Below are 17,513 nucleotides of genomic sequence, written 5' to 3'. Positions count from 1 at the left end.
CAGTTTGAGATCAATATCACAAACTGTTATATCGCTAGCTTTAATTTAGTTATCTGCTTGACGTCTTAAAAAAGCAGGAATGTCCAAGTAACTTTCGGCGCTAGTTTTATCTTTAACTTCAGCAATTGGCTCTACTATTTCAGGCTCTGTTTGACTAACATCTTCAGTTTCTGCAGTGCTTTTTGCAACGTCCACTTCAGGTGTTTTCTCAACGTTCTCAGCTGTTTTCTGAGTATTAAGCGTAGGGTTTTTAACTACATTTAATTCAGATTTACGCTCACCAATACCCGTTACAATAACTGTAACGTGTAATTCGCCCGTCTCTAGGGTTGGGTCAACGGTTACACCGATGATGTTTTGAGAGTCATCAGAAGCAAATTGTTTTAACGCATCACCTACAGTGTGGTACTCATCCCAACTGAAATCGATACCAGCAACGATATGTACAAGTACACCACGTGCATCTGACAGATCAACATCTTCTAATAATGGGCATGAAATAGCTTCTTCAACGGCTTCTTCAGCACGGTTCTCACCAGAAGAAACACCAATTCCCATTACCGCAGTCGTACCCGCTTCTGTCATGACAGTGCGTACATCCGCGAAATCGATATTGATAGTACTTTCTTCATTATTGATGATTGAAGAAAAGCCAGAAACCGCATCATAAAGTACGCCATTCGCAGCACGTAATGCATCTAAGAAAGAGATACCACGCGGTAACGATTTTTGTAATTTATCATTTGGAATAATCAACAAAGAGTCGATATTCTCAGATAAACGAGCAATACCCTGCGTTGCGTAATTCATTCGCTTACGGCCTTCAAACAAAGAAGGTTTTGATACGACACCGATCGTTAATGCACCTTCCTCTTTAGCGATTTCGGCAACAACTGGACAAGCACCAGTACCTGTTCCACCACCCATACCAGCAGCAATAAATACAACATCGGCACCAGTGACGATTTCTCGAATACGCTCTTTATCTTCAAGTGCTGATTTATAACCAATTTCTGGGTTTGCACCGGCACCTAAGCCATTAGTGATATTAGATCCTAATTGTAAGCGAATATCTGCTTTTGATGAACGTAATGCTTGCGCATCGGTATTCATAGCAATAAATTCAGCGCCAGTTAGGCCTTTTTCGATCATATAATTGATCGCGTTACCACCACCACCACCAATGCCAATAACTTTAATTATGGCTTGTGCTGAATGGTCTTCATCATCGATTATTTCAAACATTTGACTCTCTTCCACTCTATTAACTTCTTGTGACATCGTCTGTTACCACCCAATCCATGTAACTTGATAACTAATATTCTTTTTTTATCCAGTTTTTTATTTTACCGAATAAACTTGTAAAACGATTTTCCGGCTCAGCATCCTCTTCACCTGCAAACTCGTCATTTTTATAACGTAATAAACCTACTGCCGTAGAATAAGCTGGTGAGTTTACATCATCAGCTAATCCTTGAATATGCTCCGGTTTACCAATTCGAACTTGAATATTACCAAAGACTTCTTCAGCAATTTCAACCAAACCTTCAATTTGAGCGGCACCACCTGTTATGACAACACCCGCCGCTAATTGTTGCTTTAAACCTTCACGTGCAAACTTATCATTCAATTTAAAGATTTCATTCTTAACTAAAGTTAATAGCTCACTGTATCGTGGCTCAATAACATCTACTAATATTGAACGCTGCAAACTACGTGCAGGTCGACCACCAACACTCGGTAAGTCGATGGTTTCTTCATCTAGTACTAAGCGTTTATTTAGACACCCATATTTAACTTTTATTACTTCAGCTGACGTTGGTGGAGCACTAAATGCAATGGCAATGTCATTAGTTACCGAGTTACCTGCGTAATCAAGTACCATACTATGCTGTAACGAACCCGCAATATAGATAGACAGGTCCATTGTACCACTCCCCATATCGATCATACAGACACCCAGCTCTTTTTCATCTTCACTGAGAATAGCTTCGCTTGATGCAACACCTGAAAAAGTTAACTGATCAATCACAAGACCACTACGTTCAACTGCTTTTTCTAAGTTTTTAACTAGGTCATTATGACAAGTAATTAAATGTACATTTGCTTTTAGCTTAACACCCGATAACCCAATAGGATTATTAATGTGCCCTTGGGAATCAATAGAGTATTCCTGAGGAATGACATGTAATAAGCGCTGTTCGTCACGAATTTTCACTGATCGTGCGTTATGGATCACACTTTCAACGTCATAGGTAGTCACTTCATGTGCTTCAATCGCCCAAGTACCTGATTCATTCATTGATTCAATGTGTGAACCAGAAACTGATAAGTTAACTGATGAGACTCGACAGTCAGCCATATCTTCAGCTTGCTTTAACGCACTTGTAATCGACTCAACAACTGCATCTAAGTTAGTTACCGATCCTTTATCAACTCCCTTGGACGGGGCACTGCCCACTCCAACGATATTAATTACATCATTTGCTAATAACTCACCGATTAAGACAACCACTTTATTACTACCAATGTCTAAACCAACTGTGTAATTACTTTCCATTCGTCTATCACCATTTTCTCTATTTTAAGAGAGAAGAATTAACTCAACATGAGCACAAAATTGTTATATTAGGTTTTATTATTTTCTGTTTTCTTCCATCCAATTGCCAACCCTGTATCATAACGTAGGTCAACATAATCGATGGAGCTAATTTCATATTTTTGTGCAATTCTTGGAAATGCATTTAAAAATAATTGTATGCGTTCTAATTTTTGTTCTTTACCTAACTTCAAACTAATGCCATTTCTTAACACCAATTCACTGGCATTACGTTGGTCACTGTGTAAAGCAGCAATTCTGTAATGACTTGGCAACAATAACTGATTTAATTGCAAATAAGTATTCAGCACTTGCTCTGCATGTTTATCATCACCAGACAGAGCAATATAATCATTCTCAGGTTCAGGTACCACATCGATAATTTCACCAAACCTATTCAACAATGACTTTTGGTTCCATGAAGCAACAATCGATTGCTCAACAATATGAATCTTTAACGTATCCGGCCAATTTTTTCGAATCGATGCAGAATAAACCCAAGGTTTTTGTTCTAACTGTTTTTGGATTTCAGCTATTTCTAAAGTAAAGAAATTTAACCTATCTTCTTGATCTGCTAACACCTCTCTCACCACGTCTTCAGTAATATGCTCGCGGTGGCCCGTAAGGACTAATGCCGTTAGGGGTGATGATTGGTGGTCCGTTAACCAAAATTTTAATTTAAAAAAGCTGTCCTGTAAGGCATACATTAAAAGTACAAAAACAAAGAAACCAATCCATTTGCTTATTTTGACTTGTTTTAACTTATGCCACATAGATTATAAAGTTTGCTCTAAAATAGATAACACTAATTGATCAAAGCTAATACCCGCTTGTTTCGCTGCTTTCGGCACTAAACTGGTTTCAGTCATTCCCGGCACTGTATTCACTTCTAATAGGAACCAGTTTTTGTTTTCATCACGCATAAAGTCAACACGGCCCCAACCACTACAGCCAATGGTTTTAAACGCTTCTTCAGCTAAATGGTTTAACTTGTTTAGTTCATTATCTGACAGTCCACAGGGACACAAATATTGTGTTTCTGTGGATTGATATTTTGCTTGATAATCATAAAATTGATTCGTTGTTTTCATGCTAATAGCCGGTAATGCGCGACCATTTAGCATTGAGACAGTAAATTCATCACCAGTTATCCAAGATTCTAACAATACTTTATTATCAAACTTAAACGCTTCTTCTAAAGCAGCCACCAATTGTTCTGCATTGTCTGCTTTAGCCATACCAATACTTGAACCTTCATGAACAGGTTTAACCATTACAGAACCTGATAAGGCAGCTAGTATATCGGTAGCGCTTGATGGTTCAAAGTTTTCTTTGATAATAATTTGATAGCTTGCAGTCGGTAACTGACAACTTTGCCAAATTTGCTTAGTTTTGGCTTTATCCATACCAATTGCTGAGCTCGACACATCACTACCAGTAAACGGAATATTCAATGTCTTTAAAAAACCTTGAATAGTGCCATCTTCCCCACCTCGACCGTGCAACACAATAAAGGCACGCTCAAAACCTAACGCTTTAATTTGTGAAATATCATCCAATTTAGGGTCAACCGCATGGGCATCAACACCTTGACGAAGTAAAGCATTTAACACAGCATTACCCGATTTTAATGAGATTTCACGCTCAGCACTCTCTCCGCCAAACAAAACTGCTACTTTTCCAAAATCAACCGCCATTAACCTGCACTCACTTGTGTCATTTTTTCGATATCTAATTTTAATTCAGCTAAGGTTTTAACAACAGCACCAATATTACCAGCGCCTTGAGTAAGCACCAAATCACCCTCTTGAATCACTTTTGCTAATGCACCCGGCAAAGCTTCCGGTGAGGCAACAAAAATAGGCTCTTTGCCACTTTGTTGGCGAATTGTGCGACATAGCGAACGGCTATCTGCCCCCGCGATTGGCGTCTCACCTGCGGAATAAACATCTAATAATAATAGTTGGTCAACCTGCGATAAAACATGTGCGAAATCTTCGTATAAATCACGGGTACGTGTATAACGATGTGGTTGGTACGCCATAACAAGACGTTTTTCAGGCCAACCTTCTCGCGCTGCGTTGATAGTAGCTTGTACTTCGGTTGGGTGATGACCATAATCATCCGCTAACATCGCTTTACCACGACCGGTTTCGAATTCACCATATTGCTCAAAGCGACGGCCAATACCTTCAAAACTTTGTAGTGCAGCTAAAATAGCCGCATCTTCAATATCATCTTCCATTGCAACAGCAATAGCCGCCGCCGCATTCAATGCGTTATGTTTACCAGGTAAATTTAACTGGATCGTTAAATCAGGGCGATTATTACGGTGCACTAAAAATTCACTTCTGCTAACTGTTTGTTGAAAGTTAGAAATACGTACATCGGCTTGCTCATGGAAACCATAGGTCACGCATTGGCGAGCAAAACGTGGGATCAAATTCTCTACCACTTGGTCATCTAAACAAACAACCGCGGTCCCATAAAAAGGCAAGTTTTGAATAAATTGCACAAACGTATCTTTTAAAATTTCAAAGTCACCTTGATAGGTGTCCATGTGATCAGCTTCGATGTTGGTTACCACTGACACCATGGGTTGTAGATGTAAGAATGAAGCATCACTTTCATCAGCTTCGGCAATTAAATAACGACTTTGTCCTAATTTAGCATTAGTACCAGCACTATTTAGCAAACCACCAATTACAAAAGTAGGATCTAAATCTGCTTCACGATAAATACTCGCAATCAAACTCGTTGTGGTGGTTTTCCCATGTGTACCCGCAACGGCAACACCATGGCGATAACGCATCAACTCGGCTAACATTTCCGCACGACGAACCACTGGAATACGCGCTTGCTGTGCCGCCAATAACTCAGGGTTTTCTTTATTAATGGCTGTTGAAACAACCACCACTGAAGCACCATAGATATTCTCTTGTGCATGGCCAATAAAGATTTCCACGCCAATGGTACGCAGACGTTTAACGACTGTGTTTTCAGCAATATCAGAACCAGTGATTTTATAGCCTTCATAGGCTAATACTTCAGCAATTCCTCCCATACCAGCTCCACCTATCCCCACAAAGTGGATCTGTTTTACACGGCGCATTTCAGGGATCATGGTACGGATTTCTGCTAACTCAATTTTTATCATCGGAATTCACTTTCACTATATTTTCACTAAGGAATTACAAACGGCAGCCACTTGCTCCGTTGCATTTCTAATTGCTATATTTTTACAGTTTGTACTCATATCAACAAGCAACTGCCTATTTTGACTTAATGTCGCCAAACATTCACTTAATTTCTTTGCATTTAAGTCTTTTTGAGGAAGTAATATTGCGGCCTCTGCATTTACTAAGCTTTGTGCATTTTTTGTTTGATGATCATCTACCGCATGCGGTAGAGGAACAAAAATAGCAGGTAAGCCTACCACAGCAACTTCAGCAACTGTAAGCGCCCCTGCCCTACAAATAATAACGTCCGCCCAATCATAAGCAGCAGCCATATCAGTAATAAAATCTTGTACTTTATACTCTACTTGAGAGTCTTGATAACGTGCTAAAACAGACTCAGAAAAGCCTTTTCCAGTTTGATGTAAAATAGACACTTTTGTCGCATCAAAGTTCATTAATGCTTGAGGTACTGTTTCATTTAAAACTTGTGCGCCTAAACTTCCCCCAATCACCAGTACCTTTAAACTAGAAGAGGATGCTGAAAATTGCTTTTCAGGTAAAGCCAAAAGGTCTTTACGTATTGGGTTACCGACTAAAATAGCTTTTTCATTCAAAAATGCACCGCTAAAGCCCATTAATACCTTTTTTGAGAAATAAGAGAGTAAGCGATTGGTCATTCCCGCGGTTGCATTCTGTTCGTGTAACACAACAGGAATACCTAAAGTCCATGCCGCGATACCACCCGGTCCACTGGCAAAACCTCCCATACCCAATACTAAATCTACTTGTCTATTTTTTAAGACTTTACGTGCTTGAAAAATTGATTTCAAAATTTGAAAGGGAGCGGCTAGCAAACGTTTGATGCCATTCCCTCTCACTCCGGCCACGTCAATAAAATCTATTTCATAACCATGTTCAGGTACCAACCTTGCTTCCATTCTTGCTGCTGTCCCTAACCAGCTCACTTGCCAGCCTTCATTTTTTAATTTATCTGCGACCGCTAAGCCCGGAAAGACATGCCCACCAGTACCACCAGCCATCACCAATAAGGTTTTAGTTTTGCTCATATTATTCACCCTTTAGTTCATTACTTGATGTATTGCCAGTCATCTTATTGGAGACCTTGCTGAATGTGTTGTCGAATACATTGTCTGATTCAGTATCGATAACATTACCGGAAATGTTATCGGATGGCTCGCTAGGTACATTTTTTGGTTTCGATTTTTTCTTTTTGACTTTCTTTGTAATACGTACCTGTGCTGAGCTTAAGCGTGTTTCAAAATCAATACGTAATACTAACCCCACGGCAATAGCAATAGTGATCAAACTTGAACCACCATAACTAATCAAGGGTAAGGTCAAACCTTTTGTAGGTGCAACACCGGAAGCGGCACCAATATTAACCGCAGTTTGAAAAGCGAACCAAATTGCAATACCGATAGCAACGTAACCAGCAAAAACAAAGTTTTGTTGTAACGCTTTTCTACCAATCGAAAAAGCTTTATAAACTAGAATAAACTCCAGAATAATAACAATACTAACCCCAATAAAACCTAACTCTTCTGCGAGAATAGCCATAATAAAGTCAGTATGTGCTTCAGGTAAATATTCAAGTTTTTGTACTGAATTACCTAATCCTTCACCGAACCAACCGCCTCGGCCAAAAGCCATTAAAGACTGTGTTAACTGGTAACTTCGGCCAAATGGATCAGCCCAGGGATCTAAAAAACCAAAAACCCTTGCCATACGATAGGGTGAGGTAACAATCAATAGGATGATCACCGATAACAACGCCACTGCAATCCCCACGAATGAGATCATGCGCGCATTAGCAATGAATAACATACCCATCATGATCACCACGATCACCACGGTTGAACCTAAATCTGGTTGTAATAATAATAATAAAGCTAATAGCGCTAATATTGCCAAAGGCTTTATAAAACCTTTAATAGTATCAATCACCTCTTTTTGCCGACGTAAAAGGTAACTTGAAATAAACAATACCACAGACAGTTTTGCAAACTCAGAGGGTTGGATATTCAAGGGCCCAAAGCGTAACCAACGTAAGGAACCATTTACTTCGGTACCAATAATCAACACTGAAAATAAAGCTAATGAAGAGAGCAGTAAAATAATAGGCGTGTATTTATGCCAGCGTGTTATTGGGATCGACACTACAGCCGCTAATATAAATAAGCATAAAATAATATAAATAAGGTGTCGTTTTAAGAAACGAAATGGGTCATCGGAAAGCGCTATTCCTTCAGGCATTGAAGCAGAGGCGACAATAACTAGACCAACGCCCATAAGCGTAAATACTAACACTAATAAAGAACGATCATAAGCTTGCGACTGCTGCGACGATTGAAAGGTTAGTGTTCTAAAGAGTGATGCTAACTTATTACTAATAGCCCTAAACATGACTAAATTTTTCCAGTAAGCGCGTTGACTAAACTAATAAAATGATCTCCGCGTGCCATAAAGTTTTTATACATATCTAAACTAGCACAGGCAGGTGTCAAAATGGCTAAATCACCAGCTTCAGCCTGTTGATTAATATATGAAACCGCTTGGTCTAAATTTTCAACAATTATGGTTCGAAGATCTTGCTCTGCAATTAATGTTGCGTCGCGCCCAAAACAAACAATTTGCCCTTTTACTTCTTGTAACACTGGCTTTAATTCAGAAAAATCAGCACCTTTACCATCACCGCCTAAAATAACATGCACTTTACCTTGGATAGTATCAGACAAGCCTAATAGCGCAGCTTGCGTTGCACCTACATTAGTTGCTTTAGAGTCGTTTATCCAACGTACTCCTTGGACTTCTTTAACAAATTCGCAACGATGTTTAAGCCCACTATAGGTTTGTAATGTAGACAACATAGAAGGCATTGGCAAATCGACAACTTGACCTAATGCAAGCGCTGCTAAGGCATTCATCCAATTATGTTTACCGCTCAGTTTTAAAGCTGAACAGGTTAATAAAGGCTGTTGTTCAAGACTGAGGTAATGTTCGTTATGTTGTAAAATCACCCCATAGTGTTGTTGATCAAAACCAAAACTTAATTGTGGTTGTTTGTCAGTAAAGGTTAATGGATCATCTCGATTAATGAGTACTGTTTGGCTCTGTTGATATATTTTATGTTTTGCAGCCGTGTAATCTTGATAGCTGCTATAACGATCTAAATGATCTTCGCTGACATTTAAAATAGTCGATACATCGGCATTGAGGGACTCTGTGGTTTCGAGCTGAAAGCTCGATAATTCTAGAATATACAGAGTTATAGTAGGAGCTAATAAATCTAAAGCAGGTACACCAATATTACCACCAACAGCAACATTCACTTTCGCATCTATCGCCATTTCGCCAAGTAAACTGGTTACTGTACTTTTACCGTTAGACCCCGTGATAGTAACTAATTTTGCATGCTGATAAGGGGGGGTTTTTAATTCACGCGCAAATAACTCAATATCACCGATCACTTCCACACCGGCTTTAATCGCAGCATCAATCGCGGGCGTTGCAATCGCAATGCCCGGACTAACCACTAAACAATCAAATTGACATAAAAGTTGTGCAGATAAAGGCCCAATGATCAGCTTTGTTGTAGCATCAAGTTGATCTTTGCCAGGCGGTACTGCTCGCGTATCGAAGACGGTAACTGAGATGTCTTTTTTACGGAAAAAGTTGATACAGGATAGGCCCGTCGTTCCTAAGCCAATAATAGCAATACGCTTAGCAATCATATTAGCGAACCTTCAGCGTAACTAAGCCAATCAACACTAATACGATAGTAATAATCCAGAAACGAACAATTACACGTGGCTCCGGCCATCCTTTTTTCTCATAATGATGATGAATAGGCGCCATTCTGAAAATACGTTGCTTACGCATTTTATAAGAGCCCACTTGTAAAATAACCGAGACAGTTTCCAGTACAAAAATACCGCCCATGATCACTAATAAAAATTCTTGACGGACCAGTACCGCAATAACACCAAGAATAGCGCCTAGGGCGAGTGAGCCCACATCGCCCATAAAGACTTGCGCAGGGTAAGTGTTAAACCATAAAAAGCCTAAACCAGCACCGGCAATGGTACCGCAAATAATCACTAATTCACTCGCTTGCGGAATATACGGAATAAATAGGTAATGAGAGTAGTTAACATGGCTGGTTAAATACGCTATTAATGCAAAAGCAGACGCCACCATTACCGTTGGCATAATCGCTAGGCCATCTAAGCCGTCGGTTAAATTGACCGCATTACTACTCCCCACCACGGTGAAATAAACCAACGGAATAAATAGTAAACCTAAGTACGGCATGTATTCTTTGAAAAAAGGCACCACTAATGTTAACTGTGCATCACCTTGCGCTGTCATATATAACACGATACCTAACGCTAGGGCGGCCACTGATTGCCAGAAATACTTCCAACGTGCAATTAATCCATCGGGATGTTTGCGTACCACTTTTAAGTAATCATCCATAAAGCCGATCGCACCGAAAGCAACAGTAGTGAACAATACAACCCAAACATATAGATTATCTAATCTTGCCCACAATAACGTACTTAATACAATCGCAGCTAAAATGAGTACACCACCCATGGTTGGTGTTCCAGCTTTACTGAAATGAGATTCCGGCCCATCATCACGTACAATTTGACCGATCTGCTGGCTCTGTAAATAACGGATCAACTTAGGTCCCGCCCACAAAGAAAATGCCAGTGCAGTCAACACAGCTAAGACCATTCTCACGGATAAGTATGTCAATACATTAAAGAAGGTGTAATGACTTGAGAGTAATTCCGCTAACCAGACTACCATGTTGAAATCCTATTTATATAAAGCTGTTGCACAGCTAATGAAGATGGCTTACGCACTGAATGTTTGTTTAATAAAAGCAACGATCTCTTCCATTTTTGCACTACGAGACCCTTTTACAAGGATCACTGTTTTAGATTCTTTATCACTTAAATAAGCATTAAGTGCTTCCTTAAGTTGTTGTTTATCTGTGAAATGTTCTGCCACAGTATTTTTAGCAGCCGCATTATACGCATGGCTGACAAGTTGACTCAAATTTCCTACGGTAAATAATTTCTGTATGCCTTGTTGTTGAGCATATTCGCCCACCGTTTTATGTTCTTGCTCAGCATAATCGCCCAACTCCCCCATATCACCACAAACTAATACTTGATTCGCCTGATATTGAACTAACAAATCAATTCCCGCTTTAACCGATGCGGAATTTGCATTATAGGTATCATCAATCACCGTGACGGTTTCTGAAATAACAGAACAATTAACCCGCCCTACGACTTGCTGGACACTTTCTAAGCCTTTTTTGATATCTTGTAACGAACATCCAAAAGCGACAGCCATGGTACTTGCTGCTAATGCATTACTGACATTATGCAAGCCAGGAAGGTTCAATTGTATGCTTATGTTTTGCAAAGTATTTAGCTTGTTTACTAAGGTATCTGAAAGATTTAGTGTAAAGCTAGCTTGCCCCAGTTCGTTATGCACAATATCACTGGCAAATAGATCCGGTTTCGCCCCGTTTTGCTGCTCACTTTTAGTCGAAAAACCAAGTAATGGTTGATGCTTATTAGCCAATTTCTGCACAAAGTCCACGGCAAAATTAGCCTCTAAATTTACTACTGCGATGCCAGATGGTGTCAAATTAGACCAAATTTCAGCCTTTGCTGTCGCCACACCCTGTAACGAACCAAAACCTTCCAAATGCGCAGGCATGACATTATTAACTAATGCAACATCGGGTTGTGCAAGTGCTGAGGTGTAGGCAATCTCGCCAATATGATTTGCCCCTAGTTCAAGTACGGCAAATTGATGTTGTGCTTGTAATCGTAATAAAGTTAATGGCAAACCGATATCGTTGTTAAAATTACCAGCGGTAGCTAATACCTTATTTTTATCTCCACTATGAACGCTTAATATGGCACTTAATAATTCTTTACAGGTGGTTTTACCGTTACTACCCGTGATCGCTGCACATTTAATGCCTTTTATTTGCTGTTTGATATAGCGTCCTAATAAGCCTAATGCAATTCTTGTATCGGCAACCATCACGACAATGCAATCATTAGCAAAAGTAAAATTGTTGTTTTGACTACAATTCTTTTCAGCCCTATTTTTTTCCACCCAGCTTTTTTCAACTAATAGGACTGCAGCACCTTTATCAATGGCGCTTTGTAACAGATTATGAGCATCAAAGGAGGGACCTTTTAATACGATAAAGAGGTCATTTTCATTGATCGTTCGAGTATCAGTGCTGACATTATTAATCACAACAGAATTAATTTCCGCTAAGGTTAGATTATCTGATTTCTGATCATCTAAATTAATCTGACCATCAGTTGCTTCACATAACTGCTCTACGGTGATCGGTATCATACGCTTTGTTCCTGCTGTTTCTCTTTGTTCTCAATCAAGTCGCTCAAACACTCTCGATCGCTGTAATGTATTTTCTTATCACCAAAGATTTGATAATCTTCATGCCCTTTTCCAGCAATTAAAATAATATCGTTAGCTTGTGCTGATTGAAGTAAATGCAGAATAGCTTGTTTACGATCATGTATCACTAAGGCTAATTCAGGTTGAGTTAAGCCTTTTTTTATATCTTCAACAATCTGCTGCGCATTTTCACTGCGTGGGTTGTCATCAACTATCACCACTTGGTCTGCGCCTTGCTCGGCCATTTTAGCCATTTCAGGTCGTTTGCCTTTATCACGATCACCACCACAACCAAAGACAGCGATAATACGCCCCTTTTGTTTATGATTTTGTAACGCTTTTAAAGCATTCAGCAAAGCATCAGGGGTGTGAGCGTAATCAACTACGAACGTTACCTGTTGTTGCGCAAAAAAGTACTGTTCCATTCTTCCTGGTACAACTGTTAACTTAGCTATTACGTCTGCAATTTGCTTAATCGAAAAGCCATCCGCAAGTAACGCACAACAAACTGCGGCAATGTTTGAAACATTAAAGTCACCATAAAATGGCGCATTGATCACTCCATCCCCCCAACTAGAGGTAAATTCGAAGCTAATTCCCTGCGCGAGGTACTGTACTTTTTTAATGCTGAAGAAAGGTTGATTTGAAAAATATTGCTGTGCATTCACACCATAAGCAATGGCATTTGGAAATGCTTTTAACCAAGCTTGCCCGACTGCATCATCGGCATTAATAATACGATGCTGCAGTGGAAACTCAGTAAATAATGTCTTTTTAGCTAGCGCATATGCTTCTAACGTGCCGTGATAATCAAGGTGATCACGCGTTAAGTTAGTAAAAATAGCGGTTTCAAAAGGGATCGCTGCAACACGGCCTTGTACCAAACCATGTGAAGACACTTCCATGATCGTATGTTTAGCACCTTGGGATTGATAATGTTGCAATTCACGGCAAACTGAAATGGCGTCTAAGGTGGTATTTAAACTGCTTTTTAACTGCCCATATAAACCATTACCAATAGTGCCCATTTGCGCACTTTGCTGATTCAATAGCATATAGCTATTTGCTAGCAAACTAGCAATGGTTGTTTTACCGTTGGTACCGGTAATAGCTGTGATGCTATGTAGATTTTTTTGAGGAAAGTAAAAACGCATTGCTAATGCACTAAGGTGTTGACCTAGTTGATAAATCTCTATGATAGGTGTTGTTGCTTCGAAGCGAATTTGGCCATCAGTAGTTTTATCTGTGGTTTCAGCAAGCACCACTGCAGCGCCAGCATTGATAGCATTTTTGATAAACCGACGGCCATCATTAATTGATCCCTGCAAAGCAACAAACAAGTCACCTTGCTGAATTTCACGACTATCTAAGGTCATGCCAGATAAAGACTGAGTTAATGAAACAGTTAACCAAGGTGCTAGTAGCCAAGCAACGTCGACATTATATTGGCGTTGATTTAGTACACTTTTTACATCCAATGCTGGCACCGGTTGCGTTTCTTTAACCATTATTTAGCCTCCAAATAGGTGTAGCTTTGATCTCCACCATCGGGTAATACATGTGTTAACAATAGAGTACTTTTCATCACAGCAGAAAATACAGGTGCAGCCACATCGCCCGCATAGTATCTATCTCCCTGTGGTTCATTAATCATCACTGCAATAGCAAAGCGAGGACGACTCGCCGGTGCTATTCCTGCAAAGACAGCAACATAATCATCACCATAACCGCCAGCTTCAGCTTTTCGAGAAGTCCCCGTTTTACCTGCAATACGGTAACCTTCAACTTTGGCTTTTTTTGCAGTGCCACCAGGTTTACTAACCCCTTCCATCATTGCGACGACTTCAAGTGCAATATTTTTAGGAATAACTTGTTCGCCAGGCTGTTCTGGACCTTTGATAATGGATAATGGATATTGCATGCCACCACTGCCTAAAATGGCATAAGCTTTAGCAAGTTGTAGCGTTGTCGAGGTAATACCATAACCAAAGGACATAGTGGCTAATTCAAAATCAGACCAACGATGGCGAATAGGTAAACGCCCAACACTCTCACCAATCAAAGCAATACCAGTATCATTACCAAAACCAAAATCCGCAAAAGTTTGCTGCAATTGCTCTGGTTTTAAACGTAAAGCTAATTTACTCACCCCAATATTACTGGACTTTTTCAAAATTTTAGCCAAATCTATTTTTCCGTAATTTCGACCATCGCGAACGCGACGACCACCAATGGTCATCCAACCAGGGGAAGTATCAATCACTTCATCAACATCGGTTTTATGGTGGATCAATGCACTAGCAACCACTAGCGGTTTAACCGTTGAACCTGGTTCAAAGGTATCGGTAATCGCTCGGTTACGTAATTTGTAAGCTTGGTATTGAGTACGATCGTTTGGATTAAATGACGGATAATTGGCCATCGCATAGATTTCACCCGAGTGAACATCTAGCACTACAATAGAGCCTGAAGTTGCGTTATTCATTTTAATTGAACGTTTCAATTCAGTATAAGCAACTGCTTGAATACGTTGATCAATGGTTAACTGTAAATTGCCTGCTAATTTTTTCTCTTTAAGCACTTCAATATTATCAATAACATTGCCTAAACGGTCTTTACGAACTCGTTTTTTGCCAGTTTGCCCTTGCAGATAATCATTATAACTTTTTTCAATACCTTCAATACCTTGTGCATCTAGATCGGTTAATCCTAAGATATTGGCATTAATTTCACCGGTAGGGTAAAAACGGTGTGACTCTAACTGGCTAGCAATACCCGACAGTTTTAACTGTTTAACATATTGCACCATGGGATCGTTAACTTGACGTTTTAAGTAAGCAAAACGCGCATTAGGTCGTTGAATTATTTTTGCAATGGCTTCACGTTCAATGCCTAATACCTCAGCTAATGCAGACCATTTTTTTGATTCATAAAAATATTTTTTGGTATGCCGCTCTAATCCTGTTTTAGGATTGACAACGACACTATCAGCCCACTCTTCAAGAGTGAAAGCAAAATGTTTTTTGACCTCTTTAGGATCTACCCAAATAGCAAAAGCAGGCACGCTGATCGCTAACTCTTCACCATTACGATCTTCAATATTGCCTCGATGTACCACTGATTTAGTGACACGCAAACTACGTTTGTCAGCTTCATTAGTTAAGTATTCAGGCTCTAAGATTTGTATAAAGGCAAGGCGAGAGATTAAGGCTAATGCAATTAATGAAATAGTCACTGCAACAAAAGCATATCTACCCGAGGAATAACTCAGGTAGATTTTTTTCTTTCTTGTTTGTGAGCTTCCTTTTGCCCTTGATGTCGTCCGTCTTTTATTCATCGAATTTCCACTAATACACTATTTTGTTTGGTTGGTTGCGACATTGATAACTGTTTGGTTGCAACTGAACGAATGCGACTATGTTCATCGAGGGTATGTTCTTCGATCAGCAAGTTTTTCCACTCGATCATTAAGTTATCTTTTTGTTGAGATAAGAATTCTTTTTTTGTTACTAACTCTCGTGTTTCATGCGTAATATAAATATTATATAAAGCACTGATTAGTATCATAATTCCAAGAATAACTAGGATCACATTTTGACGTAAATCCGCTAATATCAGTAATAATAAATTTTCACGAGAAGCCACCACCTAGTTAACCTCTGGCTGTCTCAATTTGACAGCAATACGTAATACCGAACTTCGAGCGCGTGTATTGACAGCAATTTCTTGAGCACTTGGTTTAATCGCTTTACCCACTGCTTTTAAGTTTTTACCCACTTGCATTTGTGCGTCAGTTAAAGGCAAACCAGGTGGGTACTCTGGCCCTTTTTCCTGCTTACGAATAAAGCGTTTTACAATGCGATCTTCTAATGAATGAAAACTGATCACCGAAAGTTGGCCACCAATCGCTAAAATATCTAACGCACCATCTAATACTTTGTGGATCTCTTCTAATTCGCTATTGATATAAATACGAATACCTTGGAAGCTGCGCGTTGCAGGGTGTTTTTTCTTTTCACGTTTAGGACATAAACGTTCAATTAACTGTGCTAATTGCAGCGTGCGCGTAAACGGAGTTTCTACTCGATCTGCGACAATTGCGCGTGCAATGCGGTAGGCAAACTTCTCTTCACCGAAGGTCTTTAAGGCCCAACCAATATCATCAACATCTGCTTTTGCTAACCAATCAGCAGCGCTAATGCCCGATGTCGGGTCCATGCGCATATCTAATGGTCCATCGCGCATAAAACTAAACCCGCGCTCTGCGTCATCAAGCTGTGGCGAAGAAACACCAAGATCCAATAACACACCGTCTATCTTACCGGCCAAGCCAAGGTCTTTAATATATTCAGCCAAACCTGAAAAAGGTCCATGAACAATTTGAAAACGACTATCTTCTTTTTGTAAAGCTTCTGCGGTAGCAATTGCACGCGGATCTCTATCGATCGCAATTAAACGGCCATTTGGCCCTAGTTTCGATAAGATATGTCGTGAATGTCCACCACGTCCAAATGTCCCATCGACATAAATCCCATCGGGTTTAATCGCTAGTCCATCAACGGCTTCATTTAATAATACGGTTATATGCTCACTCATCTAGAACGAGAACTCCTTGAGAGAATCACTTAATTCCATGCCTAACGACATGTCACTTTGTAGATCTTGCTGAACTTGTTGATGCCACACTTGCTCATCCCAAATTTCGAATTTGTTTAATTGTCCGACTAACATTATTTTTTTATCTAGCTTTGCATGTTGGCGTAAGGTCGGCGCAATTAAGGTACGGCCATTTTTATCTAACTCACATTCACTGGCATGGCCTAAAATTAACCGCTGTATACGTCTTTCCTGTGGGTTAGTACTTGATAAACCACGTAATTTATTTTCAATCAATAACCATTCATGTAATGGGTAAAGCAACAAACAATTCTGTGTTTGAAAATCAATCGTGCACACAAACTGCCCCTGACAAGTGTCAGATAGCCAATCACGATACCGTGTAGGGATCGCAATACGTCCTTTTGTGTCGAGATTGATCGCATTTGCACCACGCAACATGACGGTTCAGTTCCATTGATAGATGGGTGAAAGATCCATTTTATAAGAAAAAGATCCACAAAACGACACTTTTTCCCACTTTTGGACACCCAGTCTAATATTCTGCGATATTATTGCAAGCAATGGATCTTTTAAATGAGGATCACAATCACAGTTTCCTCGGCTAGGTATTTTATTTATTTGTTATATCGGTT

Annotated in this window: 15 protein-coding genes; all 15 read right to left on the bottom strand. The window is 39.7% G+C overall.

Going from position 1 to position 17,513, the window contains the following annotated elements; genetic code table 11:
* Nucleotides 1-45: 45 nt before the first annotated feature.
* Nucleotides 46-1,281, bottom strand: a complete 1,236-nt coding sequence (gene ftsZ / locus H5084_RS08820; protein ID WP_220485932.1) for a cell division protein FtsZ — start codon at nucleotides 1,279-1,281, stop codon at nucleotides 46-48.
* 34 nt (nucleotides 1,282-1,315) lie between these two features.
* Nucleotides 1,316-2,560, bottom strand: coding sequence for a cell division protein FtsA (gene ftsA, locus H5084_RS08815; RefSeq protein ID WP_182690208.1), 1,245 nt, complete (start codon nucleotides 2,558-2,560; stop codon nucleotides 1,316-1,318).
* A 68-nt stretch (nucleotides 2,561-2,628) separates the two neighbouring features.
* Nucleotides 2,629-3,372, bottom strand: coding sequence for a cell division protein FtsQ/DivIB (locus H5084_RS08810; RefSeq protein ID WP_182690207.1), 744 nt, complete (start codon nucleotides 3,370-3,372; stop codon nucleotides 2,629-2,631).
* A gap of 3 nt (nucleotides 3,373-3,375) precedes the next feature.
* Nucleotides 3,376-4,296 (bottom strand): D-alanine--D-alanine ligase, encoded by a 921-nt coding sequence (locus tag H5084_RS08805; RefSeq protein WP_182690206.1) that lies wholly within the window; start codon nucleotides 4,294-4,296, stop codon nucleotides 3,376-3,378.
* Nucleotides 4,296-5,756: a UDP-N-acetylmuramate--L-alanine ligase gene (gene murC / locus H5084_RS08800; RefSeq protein ID WP_182690205.1), complete on the bottom strand. Its 1,461-nt coding sequence runs from the start codon at nucleotides 5,754-5,756 to the stop codon at nucleotides 4,296-4,298. The genes H5084_RS08805 and murC overlap by 1 nt, the downstream gene beginning before the upstream one ends.
* A gap of 15 nt (nucleotides 5,757-5,771) precedes the next feature.
* Nucleotides 5,772-6,854: an undecaprenyldiphospho-muramoylpentapeptide beta-N-acetylglucosaminyltransferase gene (gene murG / locus H5084_RS08795; protein ID WP_211235681.1), complete on the bottom strand. Its 1,083-nt coding sequence runs from the start codon at nucleotides 6,852-6,854 to the stop codon at nucleotides 5,772-5,774.
* A complete protein-coding gene (ftsW, locus tag H5084_RS08790; RefSeq protein WP_182690204.1) occupies nucleotides 6,847-8,202 on the bottom strand; it encodes a putative lipid II flippase FtsW in 1,356 nt (451 codons plus the stop codon). The genes murG and ftsW overlap by 8 nt, the downstream gene beginning before the upstream one ends.
* Nucleotides 8,203-8,204: 2 nt before the next feature.
* Entirely contained in the window at nucleotides 8,205-9,530 is a 1,326-nt protein-coding gene (murD, locus tag H5084_RS08785; RefSeq protein WP_182690203.1) for a UDP-N-acetylmuramoyl-L-alanine--D-glutamate ligase, read from the bottom strand.
* A gap of 1 nt (nucleotide 9,531) precedes the next feature.
* Complete coding sequence (mraY, locus tag H5084_RS08780) at nucleotides 9,532-10,614, bottom strand: phospho-N-acetylmuramoyl-pentapeptide-transferase (RefSeq protein WP_182690202.1); 1,083 nt, start codon at nucleotides 10,612-10,614, stop codon at nucleotides 9,532-9,534.
* 48 nt (nucleotides 10,615-10,662) lie between these two features.
* Nucleotides 10,663-12,201, bottom strand: coding sequence for a UDP-N-acetylmuramoyl-tripeptide--D-alanyl-D-alanine ligase (gene murF, locus H5084_RS08775; RefSeq protein WP_182690201.1), 1,539 nt, complete (start codon nucleotides 12,199-12,201; stop codon nucleotides 10,663-10,665).
* Nucleotides 12,198-13,769: a UDP-N-acetylmuramoyl-L-alanyl-D-glutamate--2,6-diaminopimelate ligase gene (gene murE / locus H5084_RS08770; RefSeq protein WP_182690200.1), complete on the bottom strand. Its 1,572-nt coding sequence runs from the start codon at nucleotides 13,767-13,769 to the stop codon at nucleotides 12,198-12,200. Before murE ends, murF begins: the two co-directional genes overlap by 4 nt.
* Entirely contained in the window at nucleotides 13,769-15,598 is a 1,830-nt protein-coding gene (locus tag H5084_RS08765) for a penicillin-binding protein 2 (RefSeq protein ID WP_028869774.1), read from the bottom strand. Before H5084_RS08765 ends, murE begins: the two co-directional genes overlap by 1 nt.
* On the bottom strand, nucleotides 15,595-15,909 hold the full coding sequence (gene ftsL, locus H5084_RS08760) for a cell division protein FtsL (protein ID WP_182690199.1): 315 nt from the start codon (nucleotides 15,907-15,909) through the stop codon (nucleotides 15,595-15,597). Before ftsL ends, H5084_RS08765 begins: the two co-directional genes overlap by 4 nt.
* Nucleotides 15,910-16,857 carry a 16S rRNA (cytosine(1402)-N(4))-methyltransferase RsmH gene (gene rsmH, locus H5084_RS08755; RefSeq protein ID WP_028869772.1) on the bottom strand — a complete coding sequence of 316 codons (948 nt, stop codon included), beginning with the start codon at nucleotides 16,855-16,857 and terminating at the stop codon, nucleotides 15,910-15,912.
* Nucleotides 16,858-17,319, bottom strand: coding sequence for a division/cell wall cluster transcriptional repressor MraZ (gene mraZ, locus H5084_RS08750; RefSeq protein ID WP_028869771.1), 462 nt, complete (start codon nucleotides 17,317-17,319; stop codon nucleotides 16,858-16,860). It lies immediately after the preceding gene.
* Between the last annotated feature and the right edge of the window lie 194 nt (nucleotides 17,320-17,513).

Source organism: Psychromonas sp. SR45-3, from assembly GCF_014163575.1.
GTDB lineage: Bacteria > Pseudomonadota > Gammaproteobacteria > Enterobacterales > Psychromonadaceae > Psychromonas > Psychromonas arctica.
The sequence above is the reverse complement of the archived record's forward strand: the minus strand, read 5'-3'. Positions and strand labels throughout refer to the sequence as shown.